The 16,163-nt window shown below is 72.8% G+C and carries 16 protein-coding genes; 7 read left to right on the forward strand and 9 right to left on the reverse strand.

Annotated features, from left to right (window positions below):
- Positions 1 to 210: ACT domain-containing protein (locus UK12_RS21980; protein ID WP_045304827.1), on the reverse strand; the 210-nt coding region annotated here is incomplete at its 3' end.
- Positions 211 to 1,031: 821 nt separating this feature from the next.
- Between UK12_RS21980 and UK12_RS21985 the strand changes: the two genes are divergently transcribed.
- Entirely contained in the window at positions 1,032 to 1,514 is a 483-nt protein-coding gene (locus UK12_RS21985; protein WP_231591328.1) for a PadR family transcriptional regulator, read from the forward strand.
- A 295-nt stretch (positions 1,515 to 1,809) separates the two neighbouring features.
- Here UK12_RS21985 and UK12_RS21990 read toward each other — a convergent pair whose 3' ends face one another.
- Positions 1,810 to 2,031, reverse strand: coding sequence for a hypothetical protein (locus tag UK12_RS21990; RefSeq protein ID WP_045304806.1), 222 nt, complete (start codon positions 2,029 to 2,031; stop codon positions 1,810 to 1,812).
- Positions 2,032 to 2,499: 468 nt separating this feature from the next.
- On the opposite strand from UK12_RS21990, the gene UK12_RS21995 reads away from it, so the two are divergent.
- The gene (locus tag UK12_RS21995; protein WP_045304807.1) at positions 2,500 to 3,210 is read left to right on the forward strand and encodes a bifunctional DNA primase/polymerase; all 711 of its coding nucleotides are present in this window, start codon (positions 2,500 to 2,502) and stop codon (positions 3,208 to 3,210) included.
- 126 nt (positions 3,211 to 3,336) lie between these two features.
- On the opposite strand, the gene map is transcribed toward UK12_RS21995, so the two are convergent.
- Positions 3,337 to 4,182 carry a type I methionyl aminopeptidase gene (gene map / locus UK12_RS22000; RefSeq protein WP_045304808.1) on the reverse strand — a complete coding sequence of 282 codons (846 nt, stop codon included), beginning with the start codon at positions 4,180 to 4,182 and terminating at the stop codon, positions 3,337 to 3,339.
- Positions 4,183 to 4,285: 103 nt separating this feature from the next.
- Between map and UK12_RS22005 the strand changes: the two genes are divergently transcribed.
- Positions 4,286 to 4,519, forward strand: coding sequence for a hypothetical protein (locus UK12_RS22005; protein WP_197085071.1), 234 nt, complete (start codon positions 4,286 to 4,288; stop codon positions 4,517 to 4,519).
- 45 nt (positions 4,520 to 4,564) lie between these two features.
- Here UK12_RS22005 and UK12_RS22010 read toward each other — a convergent pair whose 3' ends face one another.
- Positions 4,565 to 4,933, reverse strand: a complete 369-nt coding sequence (locus UK12_RS22010) for a hypothetical protein (protein WP_197085072.1) — start codon at positions 4,931 to 4,933, stop codon at positions 4,565 to 4,567.
- 184 nt (positions 4,934 to 5,117) lie between these two features.
- Entirely contained in the window at positions 5,118 to 5,684 is a 567-nt protein-coding gene (locus UK12_RS22015; protein ID WP_197085073.1) for a hypothetical protein, read from the reverse strand.
- Between the two features lie 57 nt (positions 5,685 to 5,741).
- Between UK12_RS22015 and npdG the strand changes: the two genes are divergently transcribed.
- Both npdG and UK12_RS22025 read left to right on the forward strand, forming a co-directional pair.
- A complete protein-coding gene (gene npdG, locus UK12_RS22020; RefSeq protein ID WP_045304811.1) occupies positions 5,742 to 6,434 on the forward strand; it encodes an NADPH-dependent F420 reductase in 693 nt (230 codons plus the stop codon).
- A gap of 121 nt (positions 6,435 to 6,555) precedes the next feature.
- Positions 6,556 to 6,744 carry a hypothetical protein gene (locus UK12_RS22025; RefSeq protein WP_045304812.1) on the forward strand — a complete coding sequence of 63 codons (189 nt, stop codon included), beginning with the start codon at positions 6,556 to 6,558 and terminating at the stop codon, positions 6,742 to 6,744.
- Between the two features lie 34 nt (positions 6,745 to 6,778).
- Here UK12_RS22025 and UK12_RS22030 read toward each other — a convergent pair whose 3' ends face one another.
- The gene (locus UK12_RS22030; protein ID WP_045304813.1) at positions 6,779 to 7,594 is read right to left on the reverse strand and encodes a site-2 protease family protein; all 816 of its coding nucleotides are present in this window, start codon (positions 7,592 to 7,594) and stop codon (positions 6,779 to 6,781) included.
- A 215-nt stretch (positions 7,595 to 7,809) separates the two neighbouring features.
- Here UK12_RS22030 and UK12_RS22035 point away from each other — a divergent pair, with 215 nt between their 5' ends.
- On the forward strand, positions 7,810 to 11,265 hold the full coding sequence (locus UK12_RS22035) for an AfsR/SARP family transcriptional regulator (RefSeq protein ID WP_045304829.1): 3,456 nt from the start codon (positions 7,810 to 7,812) through the stop codon (positions 11,263 to 11,265).
- Between the two features lie 69 nt (positions 11,266 to 11,334).
- Here the strand turns inward: UK12_RS22035 and UK12_RS22040 are convergent, their stop codons facing one another.
- From UK12_RS22040 to panB, 3 genes are all read right to left on the reverse strand, one after another.
- Positions 11,335 to 12,141 (reverse strand): ABC transporter permease, encoded by an 807-nt coding sequence (locus tag UK12_RS22040; protein WP_045304814.1) that lies wholly within the window; start codon positions 12,139 to 12,141, stop codon positions 11,335 to 11,337.
- On the reverse strand, positions 12,138 to 13,151 hold the full coding sequence (locus tag UK12_RS22045; RefSeq protein ID WP_045304815.1) for a daunorubicin resistance protein DrrA family ABC transporter ATP-binding protein: 1,014 nt from the start codon (positions 13,149 to 13,151) through the stop codon (positions 12,138 to 12,140). The genes UK12_RS22040 and UK12_RS22045 overlap by 4 nt, the downstream gene beginning before the upstream one ends.
- Positions 13,152 to 13,357: 206 nt before the next feature.
- Complete coding sequence (panB, locus tag UK12_RS22050; RefSeq protein WP_045304816.1) at positions 13,358 to 14,230, reverse strand: 3-methyl-2-oxobutanoate hydroxymethyltransferase; 873 nt, start codon at positions 14,228 to 14,230, stop codon at positions 13,358 to 13,360.
- 317 nt (positions 14,231 to 14,547) lie between these two features.
- On the opposite strand from panB, the gene UK12_RS22055 reads away from it, so the two are divergent.
- Positions 14,548 to 16,080, forward strand: coding sequence for an MFS transporter (locus UK12_RS22055; protein WP_231591329.1), 1,533 nt, complete (start codon positions 14,548 to 14,550; stop codon positions 16,078 to 16,080).
- Positions 16,081 to 16,163 lie beyond the last annotated feature (83 nt).

The following is a 16,163-nucleotide window of genomic DNA, read 5'->3' on the forward strand; positions in this document are numbered from 1 at the left end:
CCAGGCGGCCACGAACTCGTATCGCAGCCCGAGCGCGTCGGCCTCCTCCTGCGGCACCACGACGGTCGGCCCCTCCGGCTCGGAGACCGTCACCACCGGGCGCAACCCGGCGGGAACGCGGGCGGGGAGGGTGCAGTAGACGTACCGTCCCGGGTTGAGCGTCGGGCGCATTCCACTGAGCAGCTTCTGAAGATCTCGTTCACCGGCCATGGCGGCCACGGTAGTCCGTACGTCCGGCGGTCGCCGGGAGGACGCGGCGGTCGAGCCGGATTCGCTGCCGCGCCGACGGGTGCCGGGACCGGGGGCCACCACATGGCTTCGGGCACCTCCGGCCAGCCGGACACGAAGCCGAGCCCCACTCCCGGTCGGCGGCCCGACGCAACCGCGCCCGATGCCGCCGAGGCCAACTCGGGCCGGGAGCAGGGCGATTGTCGCTCCTGGTTGTTCGCTTGCGTGCTTGTGCGCCCGTGTCGATGTGCAGCACGGGGGTTGCGGCGGCACTCCAGCTTCGACGGTTGCCCGAGCTGATCAACGCTCAACTCCCTTGCCGGGCAGCGGAGCTGCCGGTCACCGGCGGACTGCGAGCGGCGCGGCCATCGGCCTTCTCCGCCCCGGTCGGGAGGTGCTCTGCCACGGCGGGGCGGCCGAAGAGCGATTCCTCGGGCACAGCGGCGCGGATCCGAGGACGGAAAGCCCCCCATGGCCGCGACCGGCCCCCGCCCCCCGACCGGTGGCCCCTGGCCCGTGGTCCGGGAGGGCTCGGCCCGGTGAGCCAAGTCGTTGACGAGCGATAGTTAGCGATATATCGTCGAGTTATCGAGATGCTTCGGAAGAGAGGCGTCGAGTGAGTGTTCAGAACGGTGGTGCGAGTCATGCGCGCAAGAGGATCGTTCCGGGGAGAGCGTCGGCGCCCTGAGCGCGGGGAGTTCGCCGGGGAGAGCTTCGAGGGCCGCCATGCCTTCGGCGGCTTCGGTGGGCCGGGTCGGCCGGCGGGTCCGTGGGGGCCCGGGTTCGGCGGACCGTTCGGCCCCATGGGGGGACGGGGGCGCGGCGGCCACGGCCGCCGGGGCGGCCGGGCCCGGCGCGGGGACGTCCGCGCCTCGCTGCTCGCGCTGCTCAGGGAGCGGCCGATGCACGGCTACGAGATGATCACCGAGATCGGTGAGCGGACGGGCGGGGCCTGGCGGCCGAGCCCGGGATCGGTCTACCCGACCCTCCAGCTGCTGGAGGAGGAGGGGCTGATCCGGGCTCAGGAGGACTCCGGAAAGCGCCTGTTCGAGCTCACCGAGACCGGGCGGGCCGAGGCCGAGGCGGGGCAGGAGTCCCCCTGGGACGAGGCCGGTCGCGGTGTCGACTGGGAGGCGGTCCAGGAGGTCGGCCAGGCGCTGGCCGCCGTGGACCACGCCGTACGGCAGGTGATGACCACGGGTACGGAGGAGCAGCGGGCCAAGGGGCTCGCGGTCCTGGCCGAGGCGAAGAAGAAGCTGTACCTCATCCTCGCCGACGAGGGCTGAGCTCCTCGCCGGTCAGGGGCTCGGGGCTCCGCCTGCCCGGCCGGCCGAACGCGAACCGGGGGCATGCTCGGGCGGGCGCCGATGATGCCCGCTCCGGCTCCGGGCGGGAGCGGGGCCGGAAGGGGAGGATGCCCCGGATGGGAGAGGCGCCCAGGCGCGGCCGAGCCTCGGGTGGGAGGCCCGTGAAGCCCGTGAGGCGTGCCTCACAGTCCGGCCCCAGCCGAATCTCGGCGCTCCGCCCCGCGCGCGTTCGGCCAGGGGGAGTCCCGTGCCCCGGAGGTGGCGGGAGGAGGGGCTACGCCGTGGCGGAGGGGTCGTACTCGTACTGCCAGTAGCGGCGCCGCTTGGCGGTGCGCATTTCGATCCGCCGGTAGACCAGGGTGGCGGCCGGTACGTCGCCGTGGGCGGGGACCGGTACCCGGTAGACCTTGGGCACGCTGTTGAGCGGGGTCAGTGCGACCGGCAGCACCGTGCCGTCCAGTGGCCCGCCCACGAATTCGGTGTCGGCGCTTCTCATCACCCCAGCGTAAGCGAGTCGGCCGGGGACCGGTCCGGCCGGATCCGCCCTGCTCGGAGGGGGCGGAAGCGGGGCAGCCGTGGAGAACCGGTGGCGCTGCAGAAACGGACCGGCGGAGCCCCGGTGACGGTCGCCGCGACGGCCGCAGCGCCGCCCCCGGTCAATCGGACCCGTTCCGCACCCTTATCCTGCTCTGTACGCCCCTGGGGTCCACCCGGGTCTGCGGGCCCCGTACGGGCCGGGTCGGGCGCGCGGTGGTGTGCCTTCCCACCGAGCCCAACTCTCGTACTCCGTACCGTGACCCAGGCGTTGGCCGTCCGGCAACCCCGGCTCCGGCTCATGGCGGACGCGCCGGATCGAGCACCACCCGGGAAGCAACAGGCGACCCCGGATGTTGCGTCGGATGTTGCGTCGGTCGCCGCGCCGTACCGGGCGTGGCAGGTCACGGCAGGGTGCGGAAGGGGTCTGATGGAAGCCAGCGGCAGGTGGACGACCTGGTGGCGGAAGCGCGAGCGGCAGCAGGCGGGGGCTGCGGCGGACGGCGCGGACGCGGCAGTGCGCCTCGATCAGCTGCTCGAAGCCGTCAGAGCGGGTTTCCCGGTGGCCCCGGCGGCACACCCGGCCGGCTATCGCTGCTCGTGTGACCGGGTCGGCTGTCCGGCCCCCGCCCAGCACCCCGTCTCGTTCGCCTGGCAGTCCCAGGCGACCACCGACACCGAGCAGCTGGCCCGCTGGCTCTCCCGCGACCCGCAGGCGAACTTCATCACCGCCACCGGCCGCGCGCACGACGTCCTGGACGTCCCGGCCGAAGCCGGCCGGCTCGCGCTGGAGCGGCTGGACGCGCTGGGCGTCGGCGGCCCGGTCGCGGCCGTCGGCGAGGACCGCTACCTGTTCTTCACCGCCACCCGGGGCACCCCGCAGGACGAGGACGAGTGGTGGCCGAGCGTGCTCGACAGCACGCCGGACACCATGTCCGAGCACCCCGGTCTGCGCTGGCACTGCCGTGGCTCGTACACGCTGCTGCCGCCCGCCGCGCTCCCGGACGGCTCCGAGGTCCGCTGGCTGGACACCCGTGGCCCCGAGCAGCAACTGCCGGACGCGCTGCGCGTCCTGGACGTACTCACCGACGCCTGCACCGAGGTGGGCGCCGTCGCCGAGGAGCAGTGGCTGATCGGCTAGCAGGAGTCGCGCCGGCCGACCCTGCGGGGCGAGCGCAGCGGCGGGGCAGCGGTTCTTCGGGGGTGCGGGGAACCGCGCGCCTGAAGTCCACGCCCCTGCAAGATCGGCCGGACCGGCGCGCCGCCGTTACGGCAGGGTGAGGATCTCCGCGCCGTCGGCCGTGACGACCAGGGTGTGCTCGAACTGGGCGGTCCGCTTGCGGTCCTTGGTGACGACCGTCCAGCCGTCCTCCCAGACCTCGTAGTCGTAGGTGCCCACGGTGAGCATCGGCTCGATGGTGAAGGTCATACCGGGCTTGATCACCTCGGTGGCCCGCTCGCTGTCGTAGTGCGGGACGATCAGGCCGGAGTGGAACGACGTGTTGATGCCGTGTCCGGTGAAGTCGCGCACCACGCCGTAGTCGAAGCGCTTGGCGTACGACTCGATGACCCGCCCGATCACGTTGATCTGACGGCCGGGCTTGACCGCCTTGATCGCCCGGTTGAGCGACTCGCGGGTGCGCTCGACCAGCAGCCGGGACTCCTCGTCCACCTCGCCGCACAGGTAGGTGGCGTTGAGGTCGCCGTGCACGCCGTGGATGTAGGCGGTCGCGTCGATGTTGACGATGTCGCCGTCCTGAAGGACCGTCGAGTCCGGAATGCCGTGGCAGATCACCTCGTTGACGGAGGTGCAGATCGACTTGGGGAAGCCCCGGTAGCCGAGGTCCGAGGGGTACGCGCCGTGGTCGCACATGTACTCGTGGGCGACGGCGTCGAGCGCGTCGGTGGTGACACCCGGCGCGATCAGCTTCGCGGCCTCCGCCATCGCCTGGGCGGCGATCCGGCCCGCGATCCGCATCTTCTCGACCGTCTCGGCGGTCTGCACCTCGGGCCCGGTGTACGGCGTCGGCGCGGGCTTGCCGACGTACTCGGGACGCGTGATGTGCGCCGGAACCTTGCGGGTGGGGGACTGGATGCCGGGTACGAGAACCATGGCCGCGAGTCTATCCGCCGGGCCCCTCACCGCCCCGGCAGTGTGTGCGAGCCGGGCATCGGGAATGATCCCTATCGAAGCGAACGAGCGACGGGAGACCATCATGGCGCTGGGATTCGGCCACAAGCCCACCGGGAAGCCGGGGGAGTGGTTCTACTGCATCAAGCACGCCAAGGTCGAGGAGGGCCCGGACTGCCCGGCCAAGGACCGGCTGGGACCGTACGCCAGCCGCGAGGAGGCCGCCCACGCGCTCGAGACGGCCGCCGAGCGGAACCGCGAGTGGCAGACCGACCCGCGCTGGAGCGACACCGAAGGACCGGCCGACGAGCAGGCGTGAACCTCCCGGAGGCGTAGTGCCGGAGCCGCCCGCGCGCCCTCGCGCTCAGACGGTCGCCGCTGCCGGGCCCTCGGCGGCCTTCCGGGTGGCGCGGACGGCCGCCGCGTGCGGGTCGGTCCTGGAGTCGTACGCGAGCAGCTTCGGCAGTGCGGCGGTCAGCCCGAGCACGCCGACCACGCAGGCCAGCCCGCCCGCCCAGACCGAGCCGCGGACACCGATCAGCGCGGCCATGCCGCCGACCCGGACCTGGCCCAGCTGCGGTCCGACCGAGTAGCTGAGCAGCTCGACCCCGGCCAGCCGCCCGCGCAGCTCGTCCGGGATGGACTGGTTCCAGATCACCGAGCGGGCGATGCCGCTGATCTGGTCCGCGCCACCGGCCAGCGCGAGCCCCAGCAGTACGGGCGCCACTGGCATGCAGGGCCCGGAGCAGCGGGAAGGGGTCGAAGCCGAGGGCGTCGTCGGTGGCGATGGTGCCGAGCTCGGTGTCGGCGGCGTCGTGGCTCAGACCGGTGGCCGCCCGGCCACAGGTGAGTTCGCGGACCTTCGCCGTGCAGCTGAGCTCGAACGGCTCTGAACCGGCGGAGTCGGGGCGTGCGGCTCACCAGTCGGCGAGTGGGGAGGTGGCCAGGTGGGCGAGGAAGGGGAGGCGGGGGAAGCAGGAGCGGGTGCCGGCGGCGGTGCTGACGAGGTGTTGGACGAGGGCGAAGGGTTCCTCGGCGGCGTCCGGGACGGTGAGGCGCTCGTGGGCGAGGGAGGCGAGGTCGTGGTCGCCGGTGTCGAGGGCGAGGACGGTGGCGCCGCTGCGGCGGGCGTCGTGGACGCGTTCCAGCAGCGGGCCCTCGGCGGTGGCGAGGGCGACGATCAGGACCGTGGCGCCGCGCCGAGCCTGCGCCAACCGGCCGACGCCGTGGGCGAGATGGGCGGGCGAGCCGTCCGGGACACGGTGCCGCAGCAGGGTGGGGGACAGGCCGCTGACACCGGAGAGGCCGGCCTCCGCGTCCAGGTGGGCGGCCAGGTGCCAGGGCTCGTACTGCTCGGTGCCGACCAGCAGCAGCCCGTCGGCGCTGCGGCGGCTGACGCATCTTCGCAGTGCGCCGCCGAAGGCCCGGGTGCTCTCCGGCCAGCCGGTACCGGCCAGTGACCGGGCCAGTGCTGAAACTCTCATCGCGTCCATAGCCGCACAGGATGGAGCACGGGGCCCGGCTTTGGCAGGATCATCCGCATGAGTACCCACGATTCAGTGACGGAGCCGACCCGAGGGCTCCCCGACGTCTCCGAGCTGGTGGTCGGCGTCCTGGGCGGCACCGGTGACCAGGGCCGCGGGCTGGCCTACCGGCTGGCCAAGGCCGGGCAGCAGGTGGTGATCGGCTCCCGTACGGCGGAGCGCGCCGAGACGGCGGCGGCCGAGCTCGGCCTCGGCGTGCGCGGTGCGGACAACGCGACCGCGGCCAGGGAGAGCGACATCGTGATCGTCGCCGTGCCGTGGGAGGGCCACGCGGCCACGCTCTCCGGCCTGCGCGAGGAGCTCGCGGGCAAGCTCGTGGTGGACTGCGTCAACCCGCTGGGCTTCGACAAGCAGGGCGCGTACGCCATCAGGCCGGAGGAGGGCAGCGCCGCCCAGCAGGCCGCCGTCCTGCTGCCGGAATCCCGGGTGACGGCGGCCTTCCACCACCTCTCGGCGGTGCTGCTCCAGGACCCCGCGATCGAGCAGATCGACACCGATGTGATGGTGCTCGGCGAGGACCGCGAGGCCACCGACACCGTCCAGGCGCTGGCCGCCCGGATCCCCGGTATGCGCGGCATCTTCGCCGGCCGGCTGCGCAACGCCCACCAGGTGGAGTCGCTGGTGGCCAACCTGATCTCGGTCAACCGCCGCTACAAGGCCCACGCCGGCCTGCGGATCACGGACGTCTGACGGGGATCGCGGTGGTCCGGCCGTCCGGCACGGACCGCACGCGAAGGGCCCCCTGCTCGGTGGCAGGGGGCCCTTCGGCGACAATGGGTGCTGACTGCCCCCGGCACCAGGAGTACAGACCATGCCCCGCACCGCCCTCTACGCCTCGATCGTCTTCGTGCTGGCGGTCGCCGCGGCCGTGGTCTCGTTCGTGCAGGGCAACTGGCTGGGCGTGGTGTGGGTGCTGATGGCGGGCGTCTCCAGCAACATCGCCTGGTTCTACCTGCGCCGTGAGCGCCTGGCGAAGGCCGAGGCGGCCGCCGAGGGCTGAGCCGGCCCCCGGGGACGCGCCCCGGCAGGTCCGGTCAGTTCTCCCAGAAGCTGAACAGGTACCGGCCGAGCACGGCGTAGGCGCCGTCCACGCCGAACAGGTCCATGATCCGGTAGACCAGGTCGAAGAACCACCGGTTGACCTCGGACTGCCAGAGCACCACGAACACCGCGAGCAGCCCGTACGGGGCGAAGGGCTCGACCGCCCGGCGGGTCTTCAGGGAGAGCCACGGCTCGACGATCCCGTAGCCGTCCAGTCCCGGCACCGGCAGCAGGTTCAGCAGGGCCGCGCTGACCTGGAGGAAGGCGAGGAAGCCGAGCGCCGCCGCGAGTGGGGAGACGTTCAGCTCGTGGCCCTCGTAGCTGGTGTGCACGGCGGGGTTGTCCAGCCAGCCCGCGCCGACCGGGACCAGCAGCAGGACCGCGCAGAGGACGTTCACCAGCGGGCCGGCCGCCGAGATCAGACTGTGCTTGAGCCTGCCCTGGATGCGGTGCCGCTCGATGTAGACGGCACCGCCCGGCAGCCCGATGCCGCCGAGGATCACGAAGATGATCGGCAGGACGAAGCTGAAGATCGCGTTGGTGTACTTGAACGGGTTGAGGGTGAGGTAGCCCTTCGACCCGATCGTGATGTCGCCGCTGTGCATCGCGGTCCGCGCGTGCGCGTACTCGTGCAGGCAGAGCGAGACCATCCAGCCCGCCACCACGAACAGGAAGACCCCGACGCCCGCGTTGCCGTACCCGGACCAGACGGCCCAGCCCGAGGTGCCGAGGGTCGCGACCAGGACCCAGAAGACCGGGCTGATCCTGTGGTCCTCGCTGCGCGTGCGCTGGGTTTCGGCGAAGGTCATGGCGGCGGGACTCCGAGGGTAGGGGAAGGCAAGGGTCGATCATGCCGGGCCGGGCGAGGCCGGGACAAGCGCTCCCCGGTGAACGCACAGGGCAGAGGCAGGGTTCCTCGGGCCCGGCCCGCCGGGCAGCGCGTCGGGGGGCGCCGGGGGCCGCCCGGCCGGGCCGGCGGGCAAATAGGCGTGCGCGTGCGCCGGAGTCCACCAGAATGGTCCCCGTGCACTACGGCATTCTCGGAACGACCACCGCCCACCAGGACGACGGCACCCCCATCCCGCTGGGCGGTGCCCGGCTGCGTGCCCTGCTCACCGCGCTGGTGCTGCGGCAGGGGCGGCCCGTTCCGACGGATCTGCTGGTGGACGAGGTCTGGGGCGCCGATCCCCCGCAGGACTCCGCCGCAGCCCTGCAGACGCTGGTCGGACGGCTGCGCCGCACCATCGGACGGGACGAGGTCGGGTCCGGCCCCGCCGGGTACTGGCTGACCGGCCGGGACACCGATCTCGGGGAGTTCCAGCGGCTGGTCGCCGAAGGCCGGGCGGCAGCGGCCGCCACGGACCACGCCCGCGCCGCCGAGCGGCTGAACGCCGCCCTCGGCCTCTGGCGCGGCCCCGCCCTCGCCGACCTGCCCGACCGCAGCGGACCGGCCGCCCGGCTGGAGACCCAGCGCGAGGAGGCCCGCAGGCACCGGATCGGCGCCGAACTGGAGCTCGGCCGGGCCGCCGACCTGACCGCCGAACTGGCCGGACTCTGCGGGGACCGCCCGCTGGACGAGCAGCTGCAACTCCTGCTGATCCGTGCCCTGCACGGCAGCGGCCGGACGGCCGAGGCACTCCAGCAGTACGAGCGCGCCCGGCGCGGGCTGGCCGAGCAGCTGGGCGCCGACCCCGGCCCGGCGCTCCGGGCCGTGCACCGCGACCTGCTCCGCTCCACCGCGCCCGGACCGGGCTCCGCCGTACCGGCCCCGGCCGCTCCGGGCTCCGCCATAGCCACCCCGCCCGCGCTGCCCACCCTGGACCAGGACCGGCCCGCGGCGCGCCCGGTCGGCAACCTGCGCCCGAGGCTGACCAGCTTCGTCGGACGGGAGGCCGATCTCGCCGCCCTGAAGACCGCCCTGACGGCCGGCCGGCTGACCACCCTCATCGGCCCGGGAGGCTCCGGCAAGACCCGCCTGTCCGTCGAGGCCGGGCGCGCCGCCGCCGAGGAAGCCGCCGCCCAGGCCGCCCCCGACAGCCACGGCGCACCCGACGCCGGCTGGCCGGACGGCGTCTGGCTCGCCGAGCTGGCCCCGCTGGAGGACCCGGGCGACGTACCGGCCGCCGTGCTCTCCGCGCTCGGCCTGCGCGAGACCGTCCTGCACACCGGCGGCGCGGTCGCCGAGGTGGCCCGCAGTACGGACGACCCGGTACGGCGGATCGTCGAGCACTGCGCCGACCGCCGGATGCTGCTGGTGCTGGACAACTGCGAGCACCTGATCCAGGCCGCGGCCGAGCTGGCCGACCAACTCCTCGCCGAGTGCCCGGGGCTGACCGTCCTGGCGACCAGCAGGGAGCCGCTCGGGGTGCCCGGTGAGGCGGTCCGGCCGGTGGAGCCGCTGCCCGACCCGGTCGCGCTCAGGCTGCTGGCCGAGCGCGGGGCCGCCGCCCGCCCCGGCTTCGACCCCGCCGAGGACCCGGCGGCCTGCGCCGAGATCTGCCGCCGCCTGGACGGTCTGCCGCTGGCCATCGAACTGGCCGCCGCCCGGCTGCGCGGGCTGACCCCGCGCCAGCTCGCGGACCGCCTCGACGGCCGGTTCGCGCTGCTCACCGCCGGTTCCCGCACCCTGCTGCCGCGCCAGCAGACCCTGCGCGCGGTGGTCGACTGGAGCTGGGACCTGCTGGGCAAGCGCGAGCGCGCCGTACTCCGCCGGCTCTCCGTCTTCACCGGCGGCTGGACACTGGAGCAGGCCGAACAGGTCTGCGCCGACGGCGTCGAGGTCCTCCGGGAGGAGGTCGCCGACCTGCTGCTCTCGCTGGTGGACAAGTCCCTGCTGGTCGCGGGTCTCGGTACCGAGAGCAGGTACTGGATGCTGGAGACCATCCACGAGTACGCCACCGAGCGGCTCGCCGAGGCGGGCGCGGACCTTGACGCCGACCCGGCGGCCGACGGTGGCGCGGTGCTCCGGCACGTCCGCTGCTTCCGCGAACTGGTCAGGACCGCCGAGCCGCAGCTGCACGGCCCCGCCCAACTGCACTGGCTGGACGTGCTGGAGCGCGAGCAGGACAACATCCGGGCCGCGCTGCGCCGTGCGGTGGACGGCGGCGAGGAGCAGGAGGCGCTGGTCCTGGCGCTCGGGATGAGCTGGTTCTGGTCCCTGCGGGACTTCCCCACGGAGGCGCGCGGCTGGTACGAGGCGATCGGCGCGCTCGCCCCGGACCCGTACGCCGACGACGCGCCGAAGCCGGTCCCGCTGCTGGTCGATCCGCTGGCGTCGCCGCCGCCGATGCCGCCGGACCTGTTGCAGGAGGCCCGGCGGCAGATCCACCTGCACCGGCTGGTCGCCATGTTCGTCGGGAACGTGGAGATGTTCGGGAACCCGGAGGCGGCCGATCTCGCCCGGCGGGTGCTCGCGACCTACACCGGGGATCTGCCGCAGTCCTACCGCTTCCCCGCGCTGAACCGGGTCTTCGCCATGTTCCTCTCCGGTGAGCTGGACCAGTTGCGGCCGATGCTCGACGACGCCGTGGCGGGCTGCCGTCGCCACGGCCGGGACGGCGACCTCGCCTTCATCCTGCAGATCCGCTCCCAGATGTCGAACGACTGGGCGGGTGACCTGGAGCAGGCGATCCGCGACAGCGACGAGGCGCTGGAGCTGTTCACCCGGCTCGGCGACCGCTGGGGGATGTCCGAGGCGCTGTCCGCGCAGGGCGAGAACGCCGCCAAGCAGGGTGACGCCGCCCGCGCCACCGCGTCGTACCGGCGGGCCATGGAACTGGCCAAGGAGCTGGGTTCGCCGCAGGAGGTCCCGATGCTTCAAGTCCGGCTCGGCGAGGCCATGTTCGCCATCGACCTGGCGGAGGGCGAGCGGCTGGTCCGGCAGGCGCTGGCGGACATCCGGGCCGGGAACCACGCGGCCGACGGCGCGATGTTCTCCGGACGGCTGGTGCTCTGCAACCTGGCCGCCGCGCGCGGGGACTACGCCGAGGCGCTGCACCAGCTGGATCAACTGGAGAGCGGCCAGCGCTCGTTCGGTCCGCTGGTGCCCGTCGTCTTCAAGAGCATCGTGAGCTCGCTCCGGGCGTGGGTGGTCGCACTGGGCGGTGATCCCGAGGCCGGTCTCGAACTGCTCAGGGAGGCACGGCGGTCGGTGAACTCGGTGGGCGGTGTCGTCGCGGTCTTCGCCGAGCACTTGACCCTGATGCTGATACTGCCGGCGATCGGGGTGCTGGTCAGACTCGCCGAGCTGCGGGCGGACCTGGGCCTGGCCCGGCGGGCGGCCGTGCTGATGGGTGCCCACCACAGCCTGCACGGCGGGCTCGGCTCGTACGCGGAGCGGCTGGAGCGGGAGCGGGGCGATCGCGAGCTGCGGGCGCTGCTCGGCGAACAGGTCTACCGGGAGGCGCTGGCGGAGGGCGGCGGCCTCACGATCTCGGACGCGGCCGCCCTGATGAACGACCCGGACGGGTCCGGCGCCTGAGCGGCCGCGGCCGGGCGCCGGACTCCGTCGGTCGATCGGAGTCCGGCGCCCGCAGGGACGTCGGCAGGCTCAGGTCCGCTTGCGGAACCTGGCCACCGCCAGCGGGGCGGTGACGGCGGTGATCGCGACCGCCCAGATCAGCACGATGCCCACCGGGTGGGCCACCGCGCCGTGGCCGTTGATCAGCGCCCGGCAGGCGTCCGCCAGGTTGGAGAGCGGGTTGACCCGGGTGAAGGCCTGGAGCCAGCCCGGCATGCTGCTGGTCGGCGCGAAGATCGAACTGCCGAACTGCAGCGGCATGATGACCAGCATCGACACTCCCTGGACGGCCTGGGCGCTGCGCAGCGACATGCCGAGCAGCATGGAGATCCAGACGATCGACATCCCGAACAGCAGGGAGAGGCCGACGGCCGCCAGCAGGGCCGCGAAGCCGCCCGTGATCTCCAGGCCGAGGATCGTCGAGAAGCCGATCAGGATCGTGAAGGAGAGCAGCCCCCGGCAGGTCTCCGCCGCGATCTTGGAGAGCAGGACCGAGGCCCGGCCGATCGGCAGTGTCCGGAAGCGGTCCATCACGCCGGTCTGGAAGTCGCTGTTCAGCCCGGTGCCGACGGCCATCGCCAGGTTGAGCCCGGTGGTGCCGAGCAGTCCCGGGATCATGTACTGGATGTACGTGTGCCGGTCGCCGGAGACGGCACCGCCGAAGACGTAGACGAACAGCAGCGTGAAGATGATCGGGACCAGCACGGCGTCGAGGATCGACTCCGGGTCGGCCTTGATCCGCATCAGGTTGCGGCGGGTGAGGGCGCCGACGTGCCGCAGGTGGGCACGGAGGCCGATCCGCGGATCGGCCGAGTCGTAGGCGATCGCGGCGCTCATGCCACGGGCTCCTTCGCGGGGGTGGGGGTGACGGCGGCGGGCTTGGCGGTGATGGCGAGGAACACCTCGTCCAGGCTGGGCAGTTTGGTGTCGATGGCGCTGATGCCGAAGCCGCGGGTGCCCAGCACGCCCACCACGGAGGTGAGTTGGGAGTCATCGGCGATCTGCACGGTGAGCAGGCCGGCGTCCGCGGAGACGGTGGCGGCGCCGATGCCGGCCTCGTGCAGGCAGCGGGCCATCTCGGGCAGCTCGGCGACGTGGACCGGCGTCACGTGCAGGGTGCGGCCGCCGACCTGGGTCTTGAGCTCGCTGACCCCGCCGTTGGCGATCACCCGGCCCTTGTCGATCACGGTCAGCTCGTGGGCGAGCTGCTCGGCCTCCTCCATGTACTGCGTGGTGAGCAGCACGGTGGAGCCGTCGGCGACCATCCGCTGCACCTCGTCCCAGACCTCGTTGCGGGTCCGCGGGTCGAGCCCGGTGGTCGGCTCGTCGAGGTAGAGCACCTTGGGGCGGCCGATCATGCTGGCGGCCAGGTCGAGGCGGCGCCGCATCCCGCCGGAGTACGTCTTGGCCGGGCGCCTGGCGGCCTCGGTGAGCGAGAAGCGCTCCAGCAGTTCGGCGGCGCGGGCCTTGGCCTCCTTGCCGGGGAGGTCGAGCAGGCGGCCGATCAGGTAGAGGTTCTCGTAGCCGGAGAGCAGCTCGTCCACGGAGGCGTACTGGCCGGTGAGGCCGATGGTGCGGCGCAGCTGCCTGGGCTGGCGCAGCACGTCGTAGCCGCCGACGAAGGCGGTGCCGGCGTCCGGCTTGATCAGGGTGGAGAGGACCCGCACCAGGGTGGTCTTGCCGGCGCCGTTCGGGCCGAGCACACCGAGCACGGTGCCCTGCCGGACCGTGAGGTCGACGCCGTCGAGGGCCTTGGTCGTGCCGTAGTGCTTGACGATCCCGCGTACCTCGACGGCGTTGCCGTCGCGGGGCCCCCGGTCGTTCGGGGCGGTGTCGATTCGTGTCATGCCCTCAGGCTGCCCGGGGCGACTGTCAGCCCGCTGTCACCCTGCCGTCACCGCTGTCACCGCGCTGTCGGAAGGCAGAGGGGCGGCCCAGGGGCGCGGAGACCTGCGCGGGAAACCCTGCGACTCCGTAGCGGGTTTCTCGCGCGGTTCCCCGCGCTCCTATCGGTTCACCCGTGCTGTAAAGGCGAACCGGCCCTGCGTGGACGTTACTTGAAGGTGTGCTCCGGCGCCGGGAAGGTGCCCGCGCCGACCTCGGCCGCGAACTCGCGGGCGGCGTCGCCGAGGACGGCCCGCAGGTTGGCGTACTGCTTGACGAACTTCGGCACCCGGCCCGCCGTCATCCCGGCGAAGTCGGTCCAGACCAGCACCTGTGCGTCGCAGTTGACGCCTGCGCCGATGCCCACGGTCGGGACCGTCAGCTGCTCGGTGACCTGCGCGGACAGCTCGGCCGGGACGGCCTCCAGCACCACCGCGAACGCACCGGCCTGCTGCACCGCCTTCGCGTCCCGCAGCAGCTGGTGGGCGGCCTCGTCACCGCGGCCCTGCACCGGGTACCCGCCGAAGGCGTGCACCGACTGCGGGGTCAGGCCGATGTGCGCCATCACCGGGATGCCGGCCTCGACCAGCAGCTCGATGGCCCGGGCGCTGCGCTCGCCGCCCTCCAGCTTCACCGCGCCGACCCCGGCCTCCTTGAGCAGCCGGGCGGCGTTGTGCAGGGCCTGGGCGGGCGACTCCTGGTAGGAGCCGAACGGCAGGTCGGCGACGATGAGGGCGCGCTTGGTGCCCCGGACGACGGCTGCGGACAGCATCACCATCTGGTCCATGGTCACCGGCACGGTGGTCTCGTAGCCGAGGTGGCAGTTGCCCGCCGAGTCGCCGACCAGCAGCACCGGGATGTCGGCCTCGTCGAAGACTCCGGCGGTCAGGGCGTCGTACGCGGTGAGCATCGCCCAGCGCTCACCGTGCTGCTTGGCCTTGGCCAGGTCGCGGACGGTCACCCGGCGGTTGGTGACCCCGCCGTAGAGGACGGTCGGTGTGCCGTCCTGCGTCTGGGCAGGCGAAAGCGGAGAAGCGTTCATCGAACAGGCTCCTGAAGGGTTGTCGTCTCGTGGCGCCGTGTGGCGTCCCCGGATCTGCTCCCATGCTTGCATGCCGTGCGCCCGGCGCAAAAGAGCGGGGATCGGACAGCTCCGCACGCCCCGGCAGCCTCCTCCTTTGCCTCATCGTTACGATACGGCACCGTCTCGTATCGAAAAAGGGGGCTATGCTGGACCGAAAGGGGTTACGAGACGCATCCGGCTCGTAAGTCCGCACTTCCTCGTACGGACGGGAACACTCTCCGATGGCCACAGCCGCACCTCAGCGGATCCCCGAAGCGATACACCGTCGTCGCTGGGTGATCCTGGGCACGCTGGTGCTCGCCCTGCTCGTCGTCGTCCTCGACAACTCGATTCTCAACGTGGCGATGAAGACCATCGCCTCGCCCGCCCCCACCGGCCTCGGCGCGAGCCAGAGCGACCTGGAATGGGCGATCAACTCGTACACGCTGGTCTTCGCCGGCCTGCTCTTCACCGCCGGTCTGCTCGGTGACCGGATCGGCCGGAAAAAGACCCTGCTCGGCGGCATGCTGGTGTTCGGGCTCGGCTCGCTGCTCTCCGCGCTGGCGTCCTCGCCCGGCCAGCTGATCACCTTCCGCGCGGTGATGGGCCTCGGCGGCGCCTTCGTGATGCCCGCCACGCTGGCCATCATCATGAACGTCTTCGAGCGGCACGAGCAGCCCAAGGCGATCGGCATCTGGGCCGGGGCCGTGGGCCTGGCCATCGCGATCGGCCCGATCACCGGCGGCCTGCTGATCGAGCACTTCTGGTGGGGCTCGGTCTTCCTGATCAACGTCCCGATCGTGGCCGTCGCGCTGGTCGCGATGGCGCTGCTGGTCCCGGACTCGCGCGACCCGAACCCCGGCAGGCTGGACCCGGTCGGTGTGGTGCTCTCCGTCATCGGCCTGGTCGCGCTGATCTTCGGCATCATCAAGGGCGGCGAGCTCGCCGACTTCACCAAGCCCGCGGCCTGGGGCCCGCTGCTCGGCGGCCTGCTGGCGCTGGTCCTGTTCGTCCTGCACGAGAAGCGCACCGACCACCCGGCGCTGGACGTCAGCTGGTTCCGCCGCAAGCAGTTCACCGGCTCCGTCGTGGTGATCGGCATGGTCTTCTTCGCGCTGATGGGCGTCTCCTTCTTCGGCGTCTTCTACACCCAGAGCGTGCGCGGCTACAGCGCCCTGCAGGCCGGTGTGCTGATGCTGCCGATGGCCGCCGCCCAGATGGTCTTCGCCCCCCGGGCCCGCCTGGTGGTCGACCGCTTCGGGGTCCGCGCCACCTGCGCCGGCGGTATGGCGCTGATCGCGATCGGCTTCCTCGGCTACCTGCTGCTCGGCCTGACCACCTCGATCTGGGTGCTGGTCGTGCTCGGCTTCGTGATGGGCGCCGGGATGGCGCACGTGATGCCGCCGGTCACGGTCGCGATCATGGGCTCGCTGCCCCGCGAGAAGGCGGGCGCCGGGTCGGCGATCAACAACACCTTCCGCCAGGTCGGCGGTTCGCTCGGGGTCGCCGTCCTGGGTGCCGTGCTCTCCACCTCCTACCGGGACGGCGTGGCCGACCAGCTCGCCCAGCTCCCCGCCCCGCTGCGGGACAAGGCCGGGGAGTCCCTGGAGGCGACCATGGCGATCGCCGACGGCACCCACCACGCCGAACTGATCGGCCCGGCCAAGGACGCCTTCATCCACGCGATGCACATCGTCTCCGGGCTCTCCGCCGGGATCACGGTGGTCGGCGTCCTGCTCGCCTGGTTCCTGCTCCCGGCCAAGGCCCCGGCCACCCCCGGTGGCGCGCCGCAGGCCCAGGCCGAACCGCAGCAGGCCGCCAAGGTCTGACCATGGCCGCCGACCGTCCGGAAGGCGGTCGGCGGCCCGGCCGGACCAGGGGGCCACGGCACGGGCCGTGGCAGGAGAGGGGG

Origin of the sequence: Saccharothrix sp. ST-888, from assembly GCF_000955975.1 — a bacterium.
GTDB lineage: Bacteria > Actinomycetota > Actinomycetes > Streptomycetales > Streptomycetaceae > Kitasatospora.